We start from the raw sequence: 17,406 nt of genomic DNA, 5'->3' as shown, positions 1-17,406 counted from the left end.
GCGATTTATTGCTGCCGTCGATGAAAGGAATACGCAAATTTTATGAAGCCGATTTTTAGCAGGGGACCTTCCCTGCAACTGCGACTTTTTCTTGCTGTCGTCACCGCGATTTTGGTGATTATTGCTGACAGTCGGCTCGGTGCGTTCGTTAAAATCAGAACCTATATGGATACCGCCGTCAGTCCTTTCTATTTTCTGGCCAATGGCCCGCGCCAGGTGCTGGATAACATGTCGGAATCTTTGGCCAGTCGTGAACAGCTGGGGCTGGAAAACACCGCGCTTCGTCAGGAGTTGCTGATGAAAAACAGCGACTTGCTGCTATTGGGGCAACTGAAGCAAGAGAATGCCCGCCTGCGCGAACTGCTGGGTTCTCCGCTGCGCCAGGATGAGCAAAAGATGGTGACCCAGGTGATATCCGCCGGAACCGATCCCTACAGCGACCAGGTCGTGATTGATAAAGGCCGGGTAAACGGCGTGTACGAAGGCCAGCCAGTCATCAGCGACAAAGGCGTGGTCGGCCAGGTGATCGCGGTCGGACAGTTTACCAGCCGGGTTTTGCTGATTTGCGATGTTTCCCATGCGTTGCCGATCCAGGTGCTGCGCAATGATATCCGGGTGATTGCCGCCGGCAATAGCTGTACCGACGACCTGCAGCTGGAGCACCTGCCCAATAACACGGATATTCGCGTCGGCGATGTGCTGGTGACGTCGGGGCTGGGGGGCCGTTTCCCGGAAGGCTATCCTGTCGCGGTGGTGTCATCGGTCGCCATCGATACCCAACGGGCCTATACGGTGATACGGGCGCGCCCGACCGCCGGCCTGCAGCGTTTGCGCTATCTGCTGCTGCTGTGGGGCGTGGACAGAAACGCCAGCACGGCTTTACCGCCGGCGGAAGTTCACCGCGTCGCCAATGAGCGGCTGATGCAGATGATGCCGCAGGTATTGCCTTCGCCTGACGAAATGGGGCCGCCGCCGCCGGTCGCCGATCCTGCCGCCGCGCCGCCGGGAGTACGCTGATGAATCGCTACCGTCGTCATGGCAACTGGATTATCTGGCTCTCTTTTCTGATCGCGATGGTATTGCAGATTATGCCGTGGCCGGAACAGATTTACGCTTATCGCCCTTCCTGGCTGACGCTGTTCCTGATTTACTGGGTGATGGCGCTGCCGCACCGGGTTAACGTGGGAACCGGGTTTGTGCTGGGCATGATTATGGATCTGATTTTGGGATCCACGCTGGGCGTGCGGGCGCTGGGTTTAAGTATTATCGCTTATCTGGTGTCGTTTAAATTCCAGCTGTTTCGTAATATGGCGCTATGGCAGCAGGCATTGATCGTCATGCTGCTTTCGCTGCTGATGGATTTGATTGTGTTCTGGGCGGAGTTTCTGGTGATTAACATCGCCTTTCGTCCGGAGGCTTTCTGGAATAGCGTGGTCGATGGCGTGCTCTGGCCGTGGCTGTTCCTGCTGATGCGTAAAATACGCCGTCAGTTTACCGTGCAATAAGGCTTGCCCATGCATCAACTGTATCTGGCTTCTTCTTCCCCCCGTCGCCGGGAACTGCTCGCGCTGCTCGATATCCCTTTTGCGCAGCTGAGCGTGGCGGTGGAGGAGCGGCGTTTGCCGGATGAGGCGGCGGAAACCTATGTCCGCCGCCTGGCGCATGAGAAAGCGGCGGCGGGCGTACGGGTCGCGCCGGCGGATTTGCCGGTGCTGGGCGCGGATACTATTGTGGTATTAAACGGACAGGTGCTGGAAAAACCACGCGATGAGGCTCATGCCGCCCGGATGCTGGCGCAGCTTTCCGGGCAGCGTCACCAGGTGATGACATCCGTGGCGCTGGCCGACAGGCGCGATACGTTAAGTAGTCTGGTGGTGACCGAGGTCGTATTTCGCCCGCTTTCCCGTCAGGATATCGATAATTATATCGCCAGCGGCGAGCCGATGGATAAAGCCGGATCTTACGGCATTCAGGGCAAAGGCGGCTGTTTTGTCAAATCGATAAAGGGAAGTTACCACGCGGTGGTAGGATTACCGCTGGTGGAAACTCATGAGTTGTTCGGTAATTTTGCCGCGCTGCGGATTGCGAGAGGAAAACATGGCTGCTGAACTACTGGTGAACGTTACCCCGTCGGAAACGCGGGTCGCCTATATTGATGGCGGTATATTGCAGGAAATCCACATTGAGCGTGAAGCCAAGCGCGGCATCGTCGGCAATATCTATAAAGGCCGGGTAAGCCGGGTATTGCCGGGTATGCAGGCGGCGTTTGTGGATATCGGCCTGGATAAGGCGGCGTTCCTGCACGCGTCCGATATTATGCCGCACACCGAGTGCGTCGCCGGCGACGAACAGAAAAACTTTCATGTGCGCGATATTGCCGAACTGGTGCGTCAGGGACAGGATCTGATGGTGCAGGTGGTGAAAGATCCGCTGGGCACCAAAGGCGCCCGCCTGACCACGGATATCACCTTGCCGTCGCGCTATCTGGTGTTTATGCCGGGGGCGTCGCACGTCGGCGTTTCACAGCGCATTGAAAGCGAGGCCGAGCGCGAGCGTCTCAAGAAAACCGTCGCCGACTATTGCGACGAGCAGGGCGGGTTTATTATCCGCACCGCCGCGGAAGGGATCGGCGAGGTGGAGCTTTCCCAGGACGCGGCGTTTCTCAAGCGCCTGTGGACCAAGGTTATGGAGCGTAAAAAACGTAACCAGACCAAATATCAGCTCTATGGCGAAGTGGCCCTGGCGCAGCGCATCCTGCGCGATTTCGCCGGCGCGGAGCTGGACCGTATCCGCGTGGACTCCAGGCTGACCTATGATTCCCTGCTGGAATTTACCGCGGAATATATTCCGGAAATGACCAATAAGCTGGAGCATTACGTCGGCACGCAGCCCATCTTTGATCTGTTCGATGTGGAAAATGAAATTCAGCGGGCGCTGGACAGAAAGGTCGAATTGAAATCCGGCGGTTACCTGATTATCGATCAGACCGAAGCCATGACCACCATCGATATCAATACCGGGGCATTCGTCGGCCACCGCAATCTGGACGAAACCATCTTCAATACCAATATCGAGGCGACCCAGGCGGTGGCCCGCCAGCTTCGGCTGCGCAATCTCGGCGGCATTATCATCATCGATTTTATCGATATGAACAACGAAGATCACCGGCGCCGCGTACTGCACTCTCTGGAGCAGGCATTAAGTAAAGATCGGGTAAAAACCAGTATTAATGGCTTCTCTCAACTAGGATTAGTGGAGATGACCCGTAAGCGCACCCGTGAGAGTATAGAACACGTATTGTGCCATGAGTGCCCGACTTGCCATGGGCGGGGAACGGTGAAAACGGTGGAAAGCGTCTGCTACGAGATTATGCGGGAGATAGTGCGCGTCCATCACGCTTATGATACCGATCGCTTCCTGGTCTATGCCTCGCCGGCGGTGGGGGAAGCGCTGAAAAGCGAAGAATCGCACGCGCTGGCCGAGGTCGAAATTTTTGTCGGCAAACAGGTCAGAGTGCAGATTGAACCCCTGTACAGTCAGGAACAGTTCGACGTGGTCATGATGTAAGTTTGCCTGCAACCCGCTTCACCACTGGGGGCGCTTTTCGGGCGCGCTTAGGGTTGAACGGCATACTCCGCACTCCCCCGATGAAAGCGGCTTTCGCGAAAACAAGGAGAAATACGTGAGGCGATTGCCCGGAATATTACTAGCGACGGGCGCCACTCTTATTGTGATTGTTGCGCTGTTAGTCAGCGGTTTAAGATTGGTGCTGCCACAGCTCGATCACTTCCGGCCACGGCTGGTGGCCTGGACGCAGTCCGTTGCCGGGGTTCCGCTGGAAATCGGCTCGCTGCAAGGACGCTGGGAATCTTTCGGCCCCACGCTGGAAATTAAAAATTTTCACACTTCCCTGCCGGAGTCGGACTGGCGGGCGGAACGCATTACGCTGGCGCTGGACGTCTGGCAATCATTGCTGCACTGGCGCTGGCAGTTCCGCGATCTCACCTTCTATCAGCTACGGCTCGATCTCAATACCACGCTCTTCGGGCAGCGCCAGAACGATGACCTGATGACCTCGGGGAGACTGAACGATCTTTTTCTGCGTCAGTTCGATCACTTCGATCTGCGCGACAGCCATATCTCTTTTCTTACGCCGTCCGGCGCCCGCGCCGAATTCAGCATTCCGCAGCTTACCTGGCTGAACGCCGACAAACGCCATCGGGCCGAGGGGCTGATCAGCCTGTCGAGCTTTAACGGCCAGCACGGCGTGGTGCAGATGCGGATGGATTTGGACGATGATCAGGGGGTGCTCAATAACGGCACGCTTTACCTGCAGGCCGACAATATCGATATGAAGCCCTGGTTCAGCCGCTGGATGAAGAACAACACCGGGCTGGAAAGCGCGGACTTCAGCCTGGCCGCCTGGCTTGACGTGCGCAAGGGCGATATTTACGGCGGGCATGTGTTTCTCAATCAGGGAACGGCGACCTGGGGAGAAGGCGAAGACGCCCATCGCCTGGACGTCGACGATACGGTTTTGCACGTCGGCCGTCAGGAAAATGGCTGGCGGCTTGCCGTGCCGGAGCTGAATCTGACTACGGACGGCGTCCCCTGGCCAAAAGGTCAATTTTCCGCGCTTTGGCTGCCGCAGAACACCCAGTTGCTGGGACCGGATCGGCAGGAGGAATTACGCCTGCGCGCCAGCAATCTGGATCTGGCGCGTTTGGGCGCGCTGTTGCCGCTGCTGTCCACCACCACGCCGCAATTAAAGGAACGCTGGGAACTGCTGCAGCCACAGGGCAGGCTCAGTACGCTCGCGGTGGATATTCCTCTGCAACAGCCGGAGAAGAGCCGTTTTCAGGCCCGTTGGCATGACGTGAGCTGGCAGGCGTGGCAGCGGTTGCCGGGTATGGATCACTTTTCCGGCTCCGTGAGCGGCAGCGTCGAGCGCGGGCAGGTGGATTTGCATCTGGCCGAGAGCACGCTGCCGAACAACGGGACCTTCCGGGCGCCGCTGGAAATCAGCCAGGCCGGCGGCGTACTTGACTGGCGTTACGACGGTCAGGGATGGGAGCTGTGGAGTCACGGGCTGGACGTTCAGGCCAGGTCGCTGTGGATCAACGGCGATTTTCATTATCGGCAGCCCGCCAAGGGCGAGCCCAGGCTGGACCTGCTGGCGGGGCTGCGTTTGACGGACGCCGCGGACGCCTGGCGTTACTATCCCGAGCCCCTGATGGGAAAAGAACTGGTGGATTATCTGAGCGGAGCGCTGAAGAGCGGACGGGTGGATAACGGCACGCTGATACTGGCGGGTAATCCGCAGCGTTTTCCCTTCTCCCACAGGGAAGGGCAGTTTGAAGTCTGGGCGCCGGTGAAAAATTCCACCTTTGCGTTTCAGCCGGGGTGGCCGGCGTTAACGCCGCTGGATATCAATCTCGATTTCGCCAATAACGGCCTATGGATGCTGGCGCCGCAAGCCTGGCTGGGGAAAGTGGAAGGCAGGAATATCAGCGCGGCGATCCCTGATTATCAGCAAGAACGGCTGTTGGTCGCGGGCGAGTTAAACGGTCCCGGCCCGGAAGTGGGTAACTACTTCCGGCAAACGCCGCTGAAATCTTCGCTGGGGGCCGCGCTGGAGGAGTTACAGCTTGGCGGGCCGGTGCAGGGGACGCTGAATCTGGACATCCCGCTGGCCGGCGGAGAAGTCCGGGCCGGCGGCGATATCGTATTGAATAACAACAGCCTTTACATTAAGCCGTTATCCAGCACGCTAAAAAATCTGACCGGCGGGTTCCGCTACGACAATGGCAATCTGCGCAGTGAAACCCTGCGGGCGAATTGGCTGAATCAGCCGATAACGGTGGATTTCACCACCGAAGAGCAGGAGCGGGCCTATCAGGTGAATGTCGGGCTGCAGGGGACGTGGCAACCGTCCCGTTTCCCCGGCATGCCGGCGCCGTTAAGGCAACAGATATCCGGCGGCGCGGATTGGCAAAGCGCCGTGTCGGTGAGCCTGCCTTATCAGGGCGTTCCGAAGTTTGACGTGGATCTACAGGCGGACTTAAGCAAAGTGAGCAGTCACTTACCCAGCCCGCTGAATAAACCCGCCGGGGAGAATTTGCCTTTACAGGTGAAGGCCAAAGGCGATCTGCACGGCTTCACTCTGCACGGTAACCTGGGCAAGGATAACTGGTTCAACAGCCAATGGTTGCTGAAAGGCGATACGGTAACGCTGGCGCGTGCCAACTGGCGCAAAGGGAGCGGCTTGCCGCCGCTGCCGTCGGCGTCGGCGCTGGTTTTCGACCTTCCCGCGCTGGACGGCGAACGCTGGCTTGGGCTGCTGCCCTCCGCGCGCTCGTCGCTGAACGTCGATAGCGCCGCCAGCCGTTTCCGCCTTCCGACGGAAGTCACCTTGCGTACCCCGCAGCTCCAGCTGCTGGGGCAGCAATGGCACGATCTGTCGATTATCAGCAAAAATACCCTGAGCGGCAGCGAGGTGCAGGCTCGGGGGCGTGAAATCGACGCGACGCTGGATATACCGCGGCGCGGCGTATGGCGCAGCGATATCCGCTATCTTTATTACAATCCGCAGTGGAAAGGTGATGAGGCGACCAACCCGGTGGCGCTGGCTGAGAAAAAATCGCCGTTAAGCGACGTGGGCATGAATTTTGAGAATTGGCCCGCATTGCAGATAAACTGCCGTCAATGCTGGTTTGTCGGGCAGAATTTCGGTCATATTCAGGGAATGTTGCAGCCGGAAAAAGAGAAACTGACCTTAAGCGACGGCATTATCGATACGGGTAAAGCCCGCCTGACGGTGAACGGCAGCTGGCAGGACAACCCGCAGGGGGTGCGCACCGCGCTGAAGGGGCGGGTATCGGGCGATAGCCTGGTGCAGAATGCCGACTGGTTCGGCATCGATACGCCGCTGCGCGCCGGGTCTTTCGCCGTCGATTACGATCTTTATTGGCGCGGCACGCCCTGGGCGCCGGATATCGCCAGCCTGAGCGGCATACTGCATACGCGGATAGGTAAAGGCGAAGTTGCCGATGTGGGGACGGGACAGGCGGGGCAGTTACTGCGCCTGATAAGTTTCGACGCTCTGCTGCGTAAACTCCAGCTTGATTTTAGCGACACCTTCGGCAGCGGTTTCTACTTTGATTCCATTCGCAGCACGGCGTGGATTAAAGACGGCGTGCTGCATACCGATGATATGCTGGTCGACGGGCTGGAAGCGGATATCGCCATGAAAGGCGACGTCGACCTGGTGAAACGCCAGGTTAATATGGACGTGACCGTGGCGCCGGAAATCTCCGCCACGGTGGGCGTGGCGGCGGCATTTGCCGTGAACCCGGTGGTGGGGGCCGCCGTATTTGCCGCCAGCAAGGTGCTGGCGCCGTTATGGAACAAGATTTCGCTGATCCGCTACCAGATTTCCGGTAGTCTCGATCAACCAAAGATTCAGGAAGTGCAGCGTGAAACGAGCCGGAAGAAAGGCGAGTAGCGGCATACCCGGTCGGCGCGCCGCGTTCACCCGATTTCATCTAATAAAGAGTGAAAAAATATGAGTCTGTCTTTTGTCAGTGAGCAATTACTCACCGCAAACAAGTTGAATCTTCAAGACCTCTCCTCTGTGCTGGAGCTGTTAAATGAACGTCGTCTGGATTACGGCGACCTCTATTTTCAGTCCAGCTATCATGAGTCCTGGGTGCTGGAAGACCGCATCATCAAGGACGGCTCCTACAATATCGATCAGGGCGTGGGGATCCGCGCCGTCAACGGTGAAAAAACCGGTTTCGCCTATGCCGATCAGATCACGCTGAACGCGCTGCACCAAAGCGCTCAGGCGGCGCGCAGCATCGTGCGCGAACAGGGGACGGGCACGGCACATACGCTGGGCGAAGTGTCCCACCGCGCGCTTTATCCGCAGTTTAACCCGTTGGACAGCCTGAGCCGCGAAGACAAGATCGCCCTGCTGCAGCGTGCCGACGCCGTGGCCCGGGCCGCCGATGCCCGGGTGCAGGAAGTCACCGCCAGCCTGACCGGCGTGTATGAGTTGGTGCTGGTGGCCGCCACCGACGGTACGCTGGCGACGGATGTTCGTCCGCTGGTTCGCCTCTCTATCAGCGTACTGGTGGAAGCGGACGGCAAGCGCGAGCGCGGCTCCAGCGGCGGCGGCTCGCGCGGCGGCTATGACTATTTCTGGGAAACGGACGAGGGCGAGCCTCGCGTCGAAGCCTGGGCGAAGGAAGCGGTGCGCATGGCGTTGGTCAATCTGTCGGCGGTAGCGGCCCCGGCAGGCTCCATGCCGGTGGTGCTGGGCGCCGGCTGGCCGGGAGTGCTGCTGCATGAAGCGGTCGGTCACGGTCTGGAAGGGGATTTCAACCGCCGCGGCACTTCGGTATTCAGCGGCCAGATGGGCAAGCTGGTGGCCTCCGAGCTTTGCACCGTGGTTGACGACGGTACGCTGGCCGGCCGCCGTGGCTCGCTGGCGATGGATGACGAAGGGGTGCCGGGACAATATAACGTATTGATTGAAAACGGCATCCTGAAAGGCTACATGCAGGATAAACTCAACGCCCGTCTGATGGGCGCGGCGCCGACCGGCAACGGCCGCCGTGAGTCCTACGCCCATTTGCCGATGCCGCGCATGACCAATACCTATATGCTGGCCGGGAAATCCACGCCGCAAGAGATTATCGCCAGCGTCGAGTACGGCCTGTACGCGCCGAATTTTGGCGGCGGCCAGGTGGATATCACCTCCGGCAAATTCGTCTTTTCCACCTCGGAAGCCTATTTGATCGAGAACGGGCGCATCACCAGCCCGGTGAAAGGGGCGACGCTGATTGGTTCCGGCATTGAGGCGATGCAGCAGATCTCGATGGTGGGCAACGATCTGGCGCTGGATAAAGGGGTCGGCGTGTGCGGCAAAGAGGGGCAGAGCCTGCCCGTCGGCGTGGGCCAGCCGACGCTGAAGCTGGAAAGCCTGACGGTGGGCGGCACGGCGTAATCACACGCCGTTTCCACGCCATCTTTATGAAAAACCGCGCGCTTACCGCCGCGGTTTTTTTAGTCTTTATCCGTCTCGCTATCCTGCCGATACTCCTGATATGTCAGGGCGACTTTCCTGAAATACTCAATCATATAGTTGATACAGACCTGTACTTTCAGCGGCAGGTTATCTTTGCGGGTATATAACGCATAAACCGGGCGCGGATCGGAATGGTAACGGTTGAACAGAATTTCCATTTCGCCGCGCCGAATTTCTTCAGTCACCCACATCAGGGGAACATAGGCGATGCCCGCGCCGGCTTTTAACCAGCGCACCAGCGTCTGCGGATCGTTGGTGACGAAACGCCCCGGCGGCGCCAGCCGGGTGGCGATGCCTTCAGGGGCGATCAGTTCGAATTCACTATCCGGGCGTACGCTATATTCCAGCCAGGAGAAATTGACCACGTCGGCCGGTTTTTCCGGCGCGCCGTGCTGCGCCAGATAGCCTTTGGCGGCGCACACCACCATGGGCATCGAGCCCAGCCGTTTGGAAAACAGGCTGGAGTCCTGCAACGCGCCGACCCGGATGACGATATCCAGACCGTCGGCGATCAAATCAGGCGCGGGGATCCCGGTGATCAGATTAACGGAAAGACCCGGATACTCTTTCAGCATATCGGCGGTCATGGTGGACAGCACGATCTGCGCCATGGTCGAAGAGCCGCCGATGCGCAGTGTGCCGGTCGGGGTGCTGTTGAAGGCGTAAAGCTGCTCATGTACCTCATGCGCTTCGTGCAGCATGCGGCAGCAGCCGTGGTAATAGATTTTCCCCGCTTCGGTCAGGCCGATGCTGCGCGTACTGCGATTAAGCAGCTTGATCTGCAATTTGTCTTCAAGCTTGGTTACGGTCTGGCTGACGGCGGAAACGCTCATCTGGAGCTGGCGCGCCGCCGCGGTAAAAGAGCCGCACTTCACCACTCGGGCGAATACCGCCATACTTTTTAGTCGTTCCATTATTCACTCTGGCTTAAAAGTGATTTAGATCACACTATGTAGATAGGACAAGATTAACCATTCATAATATAGCCTATCCGGTGAGGCCGGAGGGGTTATATAACGCTTGCAGCCATTCATCGTTATCACCGTAGCGTGAAAAATGCTGATTCGGCATCGCTTATCGAATCAGCGCCAGCATCCGCCATCGCCGCGATGCGTTACCGCTAATGAAACATAAAGGAAAAGAGAATGAGTTCGCTGCCGGTTATGGTGTTGTTCGGACTGTCGTTTCCGCCGGTCTTTTTTGTTCTGCTGGTGTCGCTGACGCTGTTTTTCGTCGTGAACCGGCTGTTGCAGCCGACGGGGATTTATGACTTCGTCTGGCATCCGGCGTTGTTTAATACCGCATTATTCTGCTGCCTGTTCTATCTGCTGTTCCGCTACGGTCTTTGAGGTTCTTGGTGCAATCTTTCTTTATCTCCTCGCTCATGAAAAAACTGGGCCGCGTGGCCGTCACGCTGGTCGTGGTGTTGTTCGCCATTGTGGCGGTATTTCGTATCTGGGCGTTTTATACCGAATCGCCCTGGACGCGGGATGCTAAGTTTAGCGCGGATGTGGTGGCCATCGCCCCCGATGTCAGCGGCTTGCTTACCGATGTGCGGGTGACGGACAACCAGTTGGTGAAACAGGGCGACGTGCTGTTCGTGGTGGATCGACCCCGTTATAGCGAGGCGCAGGCACAGGCGGCGGCCGATGTGGCCTATTATCAGGCGCTGATGACGGAGAAAAAGCGCGAGGCCGCCCGCCGGACGCGTTTGGGCATTCATGCGATGTCGCAGGAGGATATCGACCAGTCGGGCAATGCGCTGGAAACGGCGATCCACCAGCTTGCCAAGGCACAGTCCGTACTGGCGCTGGCGCAGCTGGATCTGGAGCGCACGGTGGTGCGTGCGCCAGCCGATGGTTGGGTCACCAACCTGAATGTGCAGCGCGGGGAGTTTATTACCCGCGGTTCAACCGCCGTCGCGCTGGTGAAAAAAGATTCGTTCTACCTGCTGGCGTATATGGAAGAAACCAAACTGGAACGGGTGCGCCGTGGATATCGTGCTGAGATCACGCCGCTGGGCAGTGAGCGCATCTTCTACGGCACGGTGGAGAGCGTGCCCGTCGGGGTGAACAACAGCAGTAGCGGCGTTGACGATAAGGGGCTGGCGATCGTCGACTCCAACCTGGAGTGGGTGCGCCTGGCGCAGCGCGTGCCGGTGAAAATCAAACTCGATCGCCAAATGGGCGAACTGTATCCGGCCGGCACCACCGCCACCGTGGTGATTACCGGGGAGCAGGTGGACAAAGACAGCAAGCCGTCGCCGCTGATTCGCCTGTTATACCGCCTGCGCGAGTTCGGCTGATATCATGAAAAGCCCAATATTCGTGCGCTTCCGCTTTGCGTTTAAGCTGAGTTTCGCCATTGTCCTGTCCTTGCTGCTGGGTTTTCATTTGCAGTTGGCGACTCCGCGCTGGTCGGTGCTGACGGCGGCGATCGTCTCCTCCGTTCCGGCCTTTGCGGCGGGGGGCGAACCGTTTTCCGGCGCTATCCGCCATCGCGGCATGTTGCGTATTATCGGAACGTTTATCGGCTGTTTCGGCGCATTGGTCATTATTATCATGACCATCCGCGCGCCGGTTGTGATGCTGATGCTGTGCTGTTTGTGGGCGGGAGTCTGCACCTGGCTCGCTTCACTGGTCAAAGTTGAAAACGCCTATGTGTTTGGGCTGGCCGGCTACACCTCGTTGATCATCATCGTCTCTATTCAGGAGACGCCGCTGCTGACCCCGCAGTTTGCCGTCGAGCGCTGTAGCGAAATCGTGCTGGGCATCGTGTGCGTCATTCTGGCGGATTTGGCGTTCTCTCCGCGTTCGATAAAGGAAGAGGTTGACCGAGGCGTCGAAGCGCTGCTGGTGGATCAGTACCGGTTACTGCAACTCTGCATCAATCAGGCGGAAAGAGAGGCGATCGATGCCGCCTGGCATGGGCTGGTGCGTAAAACGGCGGCGCTGGACGGCATGCGCACTCATTTGATGATGGAGTCGTCGCGCTGGCAGAACGGCAGTCGACGTTTGAAGGCGATGCATACGCAATCGCTGGCGCTGATTACCCAGTCCTGCGAAACCTATCTGATTTTGCAGGACCACGCTTCGTGGGTGAAAGGCAGCCTGAAATGGATCATCGATCAGCCGGTTGAATCGATGCGGGATGTCCACCAGCGCCTGAAAACGCTGCGTTACCTGATTGCCGCCAGCCACAGTCGGGCGATCCCGCCTACGGTGAGTAGCTGGGTCGGAACCGCGACACGCTATCAGCTGCTGGCCAAAGGCGTGCGGACCAACGGACGTATCAGTAAAGTGGAAGCCGATGTGCTAAGCAGCGACGTCGAGGTTAAAGCGCCGTCCGCCGAAACCCACCATGCCATGATCAACGGATTGCGTACGGGAGTGGCGACCGCGGTGGGCTGCTTATTCTGGCTCGCTACCGGCTGGACATCGGGCAGCGTTTGTATGGTGATGATTGCCGTGGTGACGTCGTTGGCGATGCGTTTGCCGAATCCCAAAATGATGGCGATCGATTTCCTCTACGGCACGATTTTCGCGCTGCCGCTGGGGGCGCTGATGTTTATGGTTATCATGCCCGCGACGCAGCAGAGCATGTTGCTGCTGTGCCTCAGCCTGGGGGCGATGGCCTTCTTTATCGGTATCGAGGTGCAGAAGCGGCGTCTGGGGTCGCTGGGCGCGCTGGCGAGTACGATTAATATTCTGGTGCTGGATAACCCGATGACGTTCGATATCAGTCAGTTTCTGGATAGCGCCATCGGGCAGATCATCGGCTGTTTCCTGGCGCTGCTGGTCATTCTGCTGATTCGCGATAATGCCAAAGCCCGTACCGGGCGCACGCTGCTGAACCGCTTTGTTTACAGCGCGGTATCGGCGTTAACCACCAATCAGGCGCGGCGTAAAAAGAACCATTTGCCCGCGCTCTATCAGCAGCTATTTCTGCTGCTCAACATGTTCCCCGGCGATATCGCCAAATATCGTTTGGCGCTGTCGTTGATTATCGCGCATCAGCGCCTGCATTCGCTGGATATTCCGCAGGATGAAGCGCTCTCCTCTTTTCATCGCCAACTGCGCGCCACGGCGCAGCAGGTGGTCGACGCCCGGCGAGGCATCACGCGCAGCCGGTCTTTTGCGCAACTGTTGGATGAGCTTGGCGAGTACCGGCGGGAGCTGGCCGATCGACGGTTGCCGCCGGGCATTACGGCGCCGGTCGGGCGTTTAATCGCCATGCTGCATAAATATCAGCACGCGTTGAGTGATTAAGCGCGGCTATTCTCCAACTCGGGGTAACGCCGCTTACCCCGCTCTGCCGTCAGTTTTCGGTTTCCGACAGCTCACGCAAATACTGAAAAATCTGCCGCGTGGATTTCGGCGGTTTATTGGCCGCTTTCTCTTTTTGCGCGTTGCGCACCAGCGAACGCAGCTGCTGGCGATCGGCTGAGGGGTAGAGCGCCAGAATATCGGGGATGGCGTCGTCGCCTTCCGCCACCAGACGGTCGCGCAGCAGCTCCAGCTTGTGAAACAGCACCACCTGCTGGTTGTGGCGGTTCTTCAGCTTGTCCAATGCGGCCTGAATCGGCTCCGGATCGCGGGCCCGCAGCATTTTGCCGATGAGCTGCAACTGGCGGCGACGGCCTTCCTTCTTGATGCGCTGCGCCAGTTCGATGGCGGCGCGCAGATCGTCGTCCAGCGGGATCTTCTCCAACGCGTTTTTACCCAGTTCAACCAGCTCCGCGCCCAGATCTTTCAGCGCTTCGGCGTCACGTTTAATCTCGCTTTTGCTGACCCAGATAATTTCATCGTCGTCGTCCTGGTTATTGTCCGGGACCTCATCAAGCCAGTCTTCGGGGTTGTCGTTCATGGTTGGCTCCATAAAAAATTTTCGGGAGTTACGACGCATAGCGTTGGCCCGTATAAAAAGAGGCCGATACTAACAGGTTTGGGCTTTGGGCGAAATTGTCCGCAGCTTCCGTTTGGGCATCCTGTAAGTCGATACCGCCTTACTGCTCCCTGGCCGCCAGCAAATATCGGCGTAACTGCCTCTCTTCGCGTACGACGTGCAGGATGATGACGGCGTCTTCATCGTTTCTGTAAAAAACCCGGCAGGGACTGCAAACCACCTCGCGGTAGACGGAATTCGGCAGTTCCGGCGGCTCGCTGCCCGACTGCGGGAAGCGCTCCAGGCGCTCTACTTTGGCGAATACTTTCCGCACCAGCGAACTGGCCGCCATCGGGTTATCCAGGGCGATGTACTCCGCAATCTCGTTCAATTGATCGAGCGCCGGTTCCGTCCAGACTATTTCAGCCATTTATGCAGGCGTTCCCTGGCCTGAGCGTGGGAGACGGTGCGCAGCTCCAGCACGGCCCTTTCGCCTTTGGACAGCGCTTCCAGCAGCGTCAGACGGCGTTGCATGAATTCATAATCTTCCACGTCGACAAGATATGCGGATGGCTGGCCGTGTTCGGTAATCAGGATCGCCTCTTTGGACTCACGCAGATCCGCAAGGATTTTGGTCGCCTGTCGTTTCAGGTTGGTCACCAATTCGACTTTCATGGTTGCCTCCGATAGCGAAAGTGATACTAAAGTATCACCCATGCCCGGCGGCGTCCATCGCGGCGAAAGGCGCGCTTCTCCTGAGATTCTGTTAGACTCGGCGGCATGGTGTTTTCTTACTCATTATGGCAGAACGATGACGATAATCACTCAGGTTGCACAACAGCGTAAAGCGCTGGAACAGGCTGTCGCACAGGCGCTGGAACTGGCGCGTGCGGGTTCGGATGCGGCGGAAGTCGCGGTGTCGAAAACGACGGGAATTGGCGTTAGCACCCGCTATGGTGAGGTGGAAAACGTTGAATTCAACAGCGACGGCGCGCTGGGGATTACGGTGTACCACCAGCAGCGCAAGGGCAGCGCGTCATCGACCGATCTCAGCCCGGACGCCATTGCCCGCACCGTGCAGGCCGCGCTGGATATCGCCCGCTATACCTCGGTCGATCCGTTCGCCGGCCCGGCGGATAAAGACCTGCTGGCGTTCGATGCGCCGGATCTGGATCTGTTTCATCCGTCGGAGCTGGATGCGGAGCGGGGGATTGAACTGGCGGCCCGCGCGGAACACGCCGCGCTGCAGGCCGATAAGCGCATCACCAATACCGAAGGCGGCAGCTTTAACAGCCACTATGGGATTAAGGTTTTCGGCAATAGCCACGGTATGCTGCAAAGCTACTGTTCCAGCCGCCACTCCATGTCCAGCTGCGTGATCGCCGAAGTGAACGGCGATATGGAGCGCGACTACGCCTACACCATCGGCCGCTCGCTGGATGAGTTGCGTACGCCGGAATGGGTCGGCGCGGAGTGCGCGCGCCGCACCCTATCCCGTTTGTCGCCGCGCAAGCTGCCGACCATGCGGGCGCCGGTGCTGTTTTCCGCCGAAGTGGCGACCGGGCTGTTCGGTCATCTGGTCGGCGCCATCAGCGGCGGCAGCGTGTACCGTAAATCCACCTTCCTGCTGGATAAGCTCGGTCGGCAGATCCTGCCCGAGTGGCTGACGATTGAAGAGTTGCCGCACCTGCGCAAAGGGCTGGCGTCAACGCCGTTCGACAGCGAAGGGGTGCGCACCCGGCAGCGGGAAATCGTCAAAGACGGCGTATTGCAAACCTGGCTGCTGACCAGCTACGCCGCCCGCAAGCTGGGGATGAAGAGCACCGGCCATGCCGGCGGCATTCATAACTGGCGTATTGCCGGACAGGGGCTGGGTTTTGACGCTTTGCTCCGGCAGATGGGCAAGGGATTGCTGGTGACCGAATTAATGGGCCAGGGCGTGAGCGGCGTTACCGGGGATTATTCCCGCGGCGCCTCGGGTTTTTGGGTGGAAAACGGTGAAATCCAGTATCCGGTCAGCGAGATTACCATCGCCGGCAATCTGCAAGAGATGTTGCGCAATATCGTCACGGTCGGGGATGATATCGAAACCCGCAGCAATATCCAGTGCGGTTCGGTGCTGCTGCCGGAGATGAAAATCGCCGGAGAGTAGAGCGGGAGGCGCCAGTCCGGCGTTTATTCTTCGTCGAATCCGGCTTCGAATAGCTCGATCACGGCGGCCAGCGCCTGCGTTTCATCCGGGCCGCTCGCTTCCACTTCGATAAGACGGCCTTTGGCCGAGTCCAGCATCAGCATGGCGATCACGCTGCTGGCCTCGGCTTCGATGCCGCTGTCGTTGCGCAGGATCACCTCGGCGTTGAAGCTTTGCACCAGTTCGAACAGTTTCATGGCGGGCCGGGCATGCATACCCAGCCTGTTTTTGATTTCCACGGTGTGTCGGACGGTCATGACGGCTTGCGTTTTTCCAGCGTGCGGTGGCGCGACTGCACGTTTTTGCCGCGCGAGCGGAAGTAGTCGGCCAGCTGTTCCGCAATATAAACGGAACGATGTTTGCCCCCGGTACAGCCGATGGCCACCGTCAGGTAGCTGCGGTTATTGGTTTCCAGCATCGGCAGCCACAGTTCCAGATAGCTGCGGGTCTGATAAATAAAATTATGCACTTCGGTATGGCGGTCGAGAAAGGCCGCCACCGGCTTGTCCAGACCGGTCATCGGGCGTAATTTCGGGTCCCAGTGGGGGTTGGGCAGGAAGCGCACGTCAAACACGTAGTCGGCGTCGATCGGGATGCCGTGCTTGTAGCCGAAAGACTCGAACACCATCGTCAGTTCGCGTTCCCGTTTGCCGAGCAGGCGGGTGCGCAGCATTTCAGCCAGCTCGTGCACCGACATTTCGGAGGTGTCGATGATCAGATCGGCGCGTGAACGCAGCGGCTCCAGCAGATCGTTTTCCTGATCGATGGCGCTTTCCAGCGACAGATTCTTGCTGGACAGCGGGTGCAGACGGCGGGTATCGCTGTAACGGCGGATCAGCGTATTGCGATCGGCATCCAGAAACAGCAGCTGTGGGGAGAAGCTTTGCGGCAGCTGGGCCATGGCGTGCTCAAAGATTTCCGGCGACTCCGGCATATTGCGCACGTCGATGCTGACCGCCGCGGAGATATTGCGCTCAGCCAGCGTAGCGGCCAGTTCCGGCAGCAGAACCACAGGAAGGTTGTCTACACAGTAGAATCCCATATCTTCCAGCGCGCGCAGGGCTACGGATTTTCCTGAGCCCGAGCGACCACTGACGATCATCAGCACCATCTGGCGATTCCCCCCTGGCAGCGTGATGGCGACCTGTCGCTGCCATTGTTTTGATCATGATTGTTTGCACGATGAATGGTTGGAAAACGGTGATTACCGATCGTGCCGCCATTGCTCATCATCACCACC

Annotated in this window: 16 protein-coding genes; 10 read left to right on the top strand and 6 right to left on the bottom strand. The window is 58.6% G+C overall.

What is annotated here, in order from left to right; genetic code table 11:
- Positions 1-42 precede the first annotated feature (42 nt).
- The 6 genes from mreC (at position 43) to tldD (ending at position 9,010) form a co-directional block, all read left to right on the top strand.
- Positions 43-1,017: a rod shape-determining protein MreC gene (mreC, locus tag MFP24_RS12380; protein WP_249230382.1), complete on the top strand. Its 975-nt coding sequence runs from the start codon at positions 43-45 to the stop codon at positions 1,015-1,017.
- Positions 1,017-1,505, top strand: a complete 489-nt coding sequence (mreD, locus tag MFP24_RS12375; RefSeq protein ID WP_249230381.1) for a rod shape-determining protein MreD — start codon at positions 1,017-1,019, stop codon at positions 1,503-1,505. Before mreC ends, mreD begins: the two co-directional genes overlap by 1 nt.
- Positions 1,506-1,514: 9 nt before the next feature.
- A complete protein-coding gene (locus MFP24_RS12370; RefSeq protein ID WP_249230380.1) occupies positions 1,515-2,108 on the top strand; it encodes a Maf family protein in 594 nt (197 codons plus the stop codon).
- A complete protein-coding gene (rng, locus tag MFP24_RS12365) occupies positions 2,098-3,567 on the top strand; it encodes a ribonuclease G (RefSeq protein WP_249230379.1) in 1,470 nt (489 codons plus the stop codon). The genes MFP24_RS12370 and rng overlap by 11 nt, the downstream gene beginning before the upstream one ends.
- A 115-nt stretch (positions 3,568-3,682) precedes the next feature.
- Positions 3,683-7,504: an AsmA2 domain-containing protein YhdP gene (gene yhdP / locus MFP24_RS12360; RefSeq protein ID WP_249230378.1), complete on the top strand. Its 3,822-nt coding sequence runs from the start codon at positions 3,683-3,685 to the stop codon at positions 7,502-7,504.
- Between the two features lie 60 nt (positions 7,505-7,564).
- Positions 7,565-9,010 carry a metalloprotease TldD gene (gene tldD / locus MFP24_RS12355; RefSeq protein WP_249230377.1) on the top strand — a complete coding sequence of 482 codons (1,446 nt, stop codon included), beginning with the start codon at positions 7,565-7,567 and terminating at the stop codon, positions 9,008-9,010.
- A 59-nt stretch (positions 9,011-9,069) separates the two neighbouring features.
- On the opposite strand, the gene aaeR is transcribed toward tldD, so the two are convergent.
- The gene (gene aaeR, locus MFP24_RS12350; protein WP_249230376.1) at positions 9,070-10,005 is read right to left on the bottom strand and encodes an HTH-type transcriptional activator AaeR; all 936 of its coding nucleotides are present in this window, start codon (positions 10,003-10,005) and stop codon (positions 9,070-9,072) included.
- A 231-nt stretch (positions 10,006-10,236) separates the two neighbouring features.
- On the opposite strand from aaeR, the gene aaeX reads away from it, so the two are divergent.
- Genes aaeX through aaeB form a run of 3 tightly spaced genes read left to right on the top strand, consistent with a single transcriptional unit; the run spans position 10,237 to position 13,359 of the window.
- A complete protein-coding gene (aaeX, locus tag MFP24_RS12345; RefSeq protein ID WP_109053754.1) occupies positions 10,237-10,440 on the top strand; it encodes a p-hydroxybenzoic acid efflux pump operon protein AaeX in 204 nt (67 codons plus the stop codon).
- Positions 10,441-10,475: 35 nt separating this feature from the next.
- Positions 10,476-11,396, top strand: coding sequence for a p-hydroxybenzoic acid efflux pump subunit AaeA (gene aaeA, locus MFP24_RS12340; RefSeq protein WP_263458491.1), 921 nt, complete (start codon positions 10,476-10,478; stop codon positions 11,394-11,396).
- A gap of 4 nt (positions 11,397-11,400) precedes the next feature.
- Positions 11,401-13,359 carry a p-hydroxybenzoic acid efflux pump subunit AaeB gene (aaeB, locus tag MFP24_RS12335; protein ID WP_249230374.1) on the top strand — a complete coding sequence of 653 codons (1,959 nt, stop codon included), beginning with the start codon at positions 11,401-11,403 and terminating at the stop codon, positions 13,357-13,359.
- Between the two features lie 49 nt (positions 13,360-13,408).
- On the opposite strand, the gene yjgA is transcribed toward aaeB, so the two are convergent.
- From yjgA to MFP24_RS12320, 3 genes are all read right to left on the bottom strand, one after another.
- A complete protein-coding gene (gene yjgA, locus MFP24_RS12330; RefSeq protein WP_249230373.1) occupies positions 13,409-13,957 on the bottom strand; it encodes a ribosome biogenesis factor YjgA in 549 nt (182 codons plus the stop codon).
- A gap of 139 nt (positions 13,958-14,096) precedes the next feature.
- The gene (locus MFP24_RS12325) at positions 14,097-14,405 is read right to left on the bottom strand and encodes a type II toxin-antitoxin system RelE/ParE family toxin (protein ID WP_249230372.1); all 309 of its coding nucleotides are present in this window, start codon (positions 14,403-14,405) and stop codon (positions 14,097-14,099) included.
- On the bottom strand, positions 14,393-14,650 hold the full coding sequence (locus tag MFP24_RS12320; RefSeq protein ID WP_249230371.1) for a type II toxin-antitoxin system Phd/YefM family antitoxin: 258 nt from the start codon (positions 14,648-14,650) through the stop codon (positions 14,393-14,395). Before MFP24_RS12320 ends, MFP24_RS12325 begins: the two co-directional genes overlap by 13 nt.
- A gap of 136 nt (positions 14,651-14,786) precedes the next feature.
- On the opposite strand from MFP24_RS12320, the gene pmbA reads away from it, so the two are divergent.
- Entirely contained in the window at positions 14,787-16,127 is a 1,341-nt protein-coding gene (gene pmbA / locus MFP24_RS12315) for a metalloprotease PmbA (protein WP_249230370.1), read from the top strand.
- 23 nt (positions 16,128-16,150) lie between these two features.
- On the opposite strand, the gene npr is transcribed toward pmbA, so the two are convergent.
- The gene (gene npr, locus MFP24_RS12310) at positions 16,151-16,423 is read right to left on the bottom strand and encodes a PTS phosphocarrier protein NPr (RefSeq protein ID WP_249230369.1); all 273 of its coding nucleotides are present in this window, start codon (positions 16,421-16,423) and stop codon (positions 16,151-16,153) included.
- The gene (rapZ, locus tag MFP24_RS12305) at positions 16,420-17,277 is read right to left on the bottom strand and encodes an RNase adapter RapZ (protein ID WP_249230368.1); all 858 of its coding nucleotides are present in this window, start codon (positions 17,275-17,277) and stop codon (positions 16,420-16,422) included. Before rapZ ends, npr begins: the two co-directional genes overlap by 4 nt.
- Positions 17,278-17,406: the final 129 nt, after the last annotated feature.

Origin of the sequence: Brenneria tiliae, assembly GCF_023347575.1 — a bacterium.
Taxonomy (GTDB): Bacteria; Pseudomonadota; Gammaproteobacteria; order Enterobacterales; family Enterobacteriaceae; genus Brenneria; species Brenneria corticis.
This window is presented reverse-complemented; position numbering and strand designations above follow the sequence as displayed.

What these genes read in the sequence shown, in the direction of transcription:
- rng (WP_249230379.1), top strand. Translation starts at nt 2,098, where the DNA reads ATGGCTGCTGAACTACTGGTGAACGTTACCCCGTCGGAAACGCGGGTC.
- aaeX (WP_109053754.1), top strand. Translation starts at nt 10,237, where the DNA reads ATGAGTTCGCTGCCGGTTATGGTGTTGTTCGGACTGTCGTTTCCGCCG.
- yjgA (WP_249230373.1), bottom strand. Translation starts at nt 13,957, where the DNA reads ATGAACGACAACCCCGAAGACTGGCTTGATGAGGTCCCGGACAATAAC.
- mreD (WP_249230381.1), top strand. Translation starts at nt 1,017, where the DNA reads ATGAATCGCTACCGTCGTCATGGCAACTGGATTATCTGGCTCTCTTTT.
- tldD (WP_249230377.1), top strand. Translation starts at nt 7,565, where the DNA reads ATGAGTCTGTCTTTTGTCAGTGAGCAATTACTCACCGCAAACAAGTTG.
- MFP24_RS12325 (WP_249230372.1), bottom strand. Translation starts at nt 14,405, where the DNA reads ATGGCTGAAATAGTCTGGACGGAACCGGCGCTCGATCAATTGAACGAG.
- pmbA (WP_249230370.1), top strand. Translation starts at nt 14,787, where the DNA reads ATGACGATAATCACTCAGGTTGCACAACAGCGTAAAGCGCTGGAACAG.
- npr (WP_249230369.1), bottom strand. Translation starts at nt 16,423, where the DNA reads ATGACCGTCCGACACACCGTGGAAATCAAAAACAGGCTGGGTATGCAT.
- aaeR (WP_249230376.1), bottom strand. Translation starts at nt 10,005, where the DNA reads ATGGAACGACTAAAAAGTATGGCGGTATTCGCCCGAGTGGTGAAGTGC.
- aaeA (WP_263458491.1), top strand. Translation starts at nt 10,476, where the DNA reads ATGAAAAAACTGGGCCGCGTGGCCGTCACGCTGGTCGTGGTGTTGTTC.
- aaeB (WP_249230374.1), top strand. Translation starts at nt 11,401, where the DNA reads ATGAAAAGCCCAATATTCGTGCGCTTCCGCTTTGCGTTTAAGCTGAGT.
- mreC (WP_249230382.1), top strand. Translation starts at nt 43, where the DNA reads ATGAAGCCGATTTTTAGCAGGGGACCTTCCCTGCAACTGCGACTTTTT.
- MFP24_RS12320 (WP_249230371.1), bottom strand. Translation starts at nt 14,650, where the DNA reads ATGAAAGTCGAATTGGTGACCAACCTGAAACGACAGGCGACCAAAATC.
- rapZ (WP_249230368.1), bottom strand. Translation starts at nt 17,277, where the DNA reads ATGGTGCTGATGATCGTCAGTGGTCGCTCGGGCTCAGGAAAATCCGTA.
- MFP24_RS12370 (WP_249230380.1), top strand. Translation starts at nt 1,515, where the DNA reads ATGCATCAACTGTATCTGGCTTCTTCTTCCCCCCGTCGCCGGGAACTG.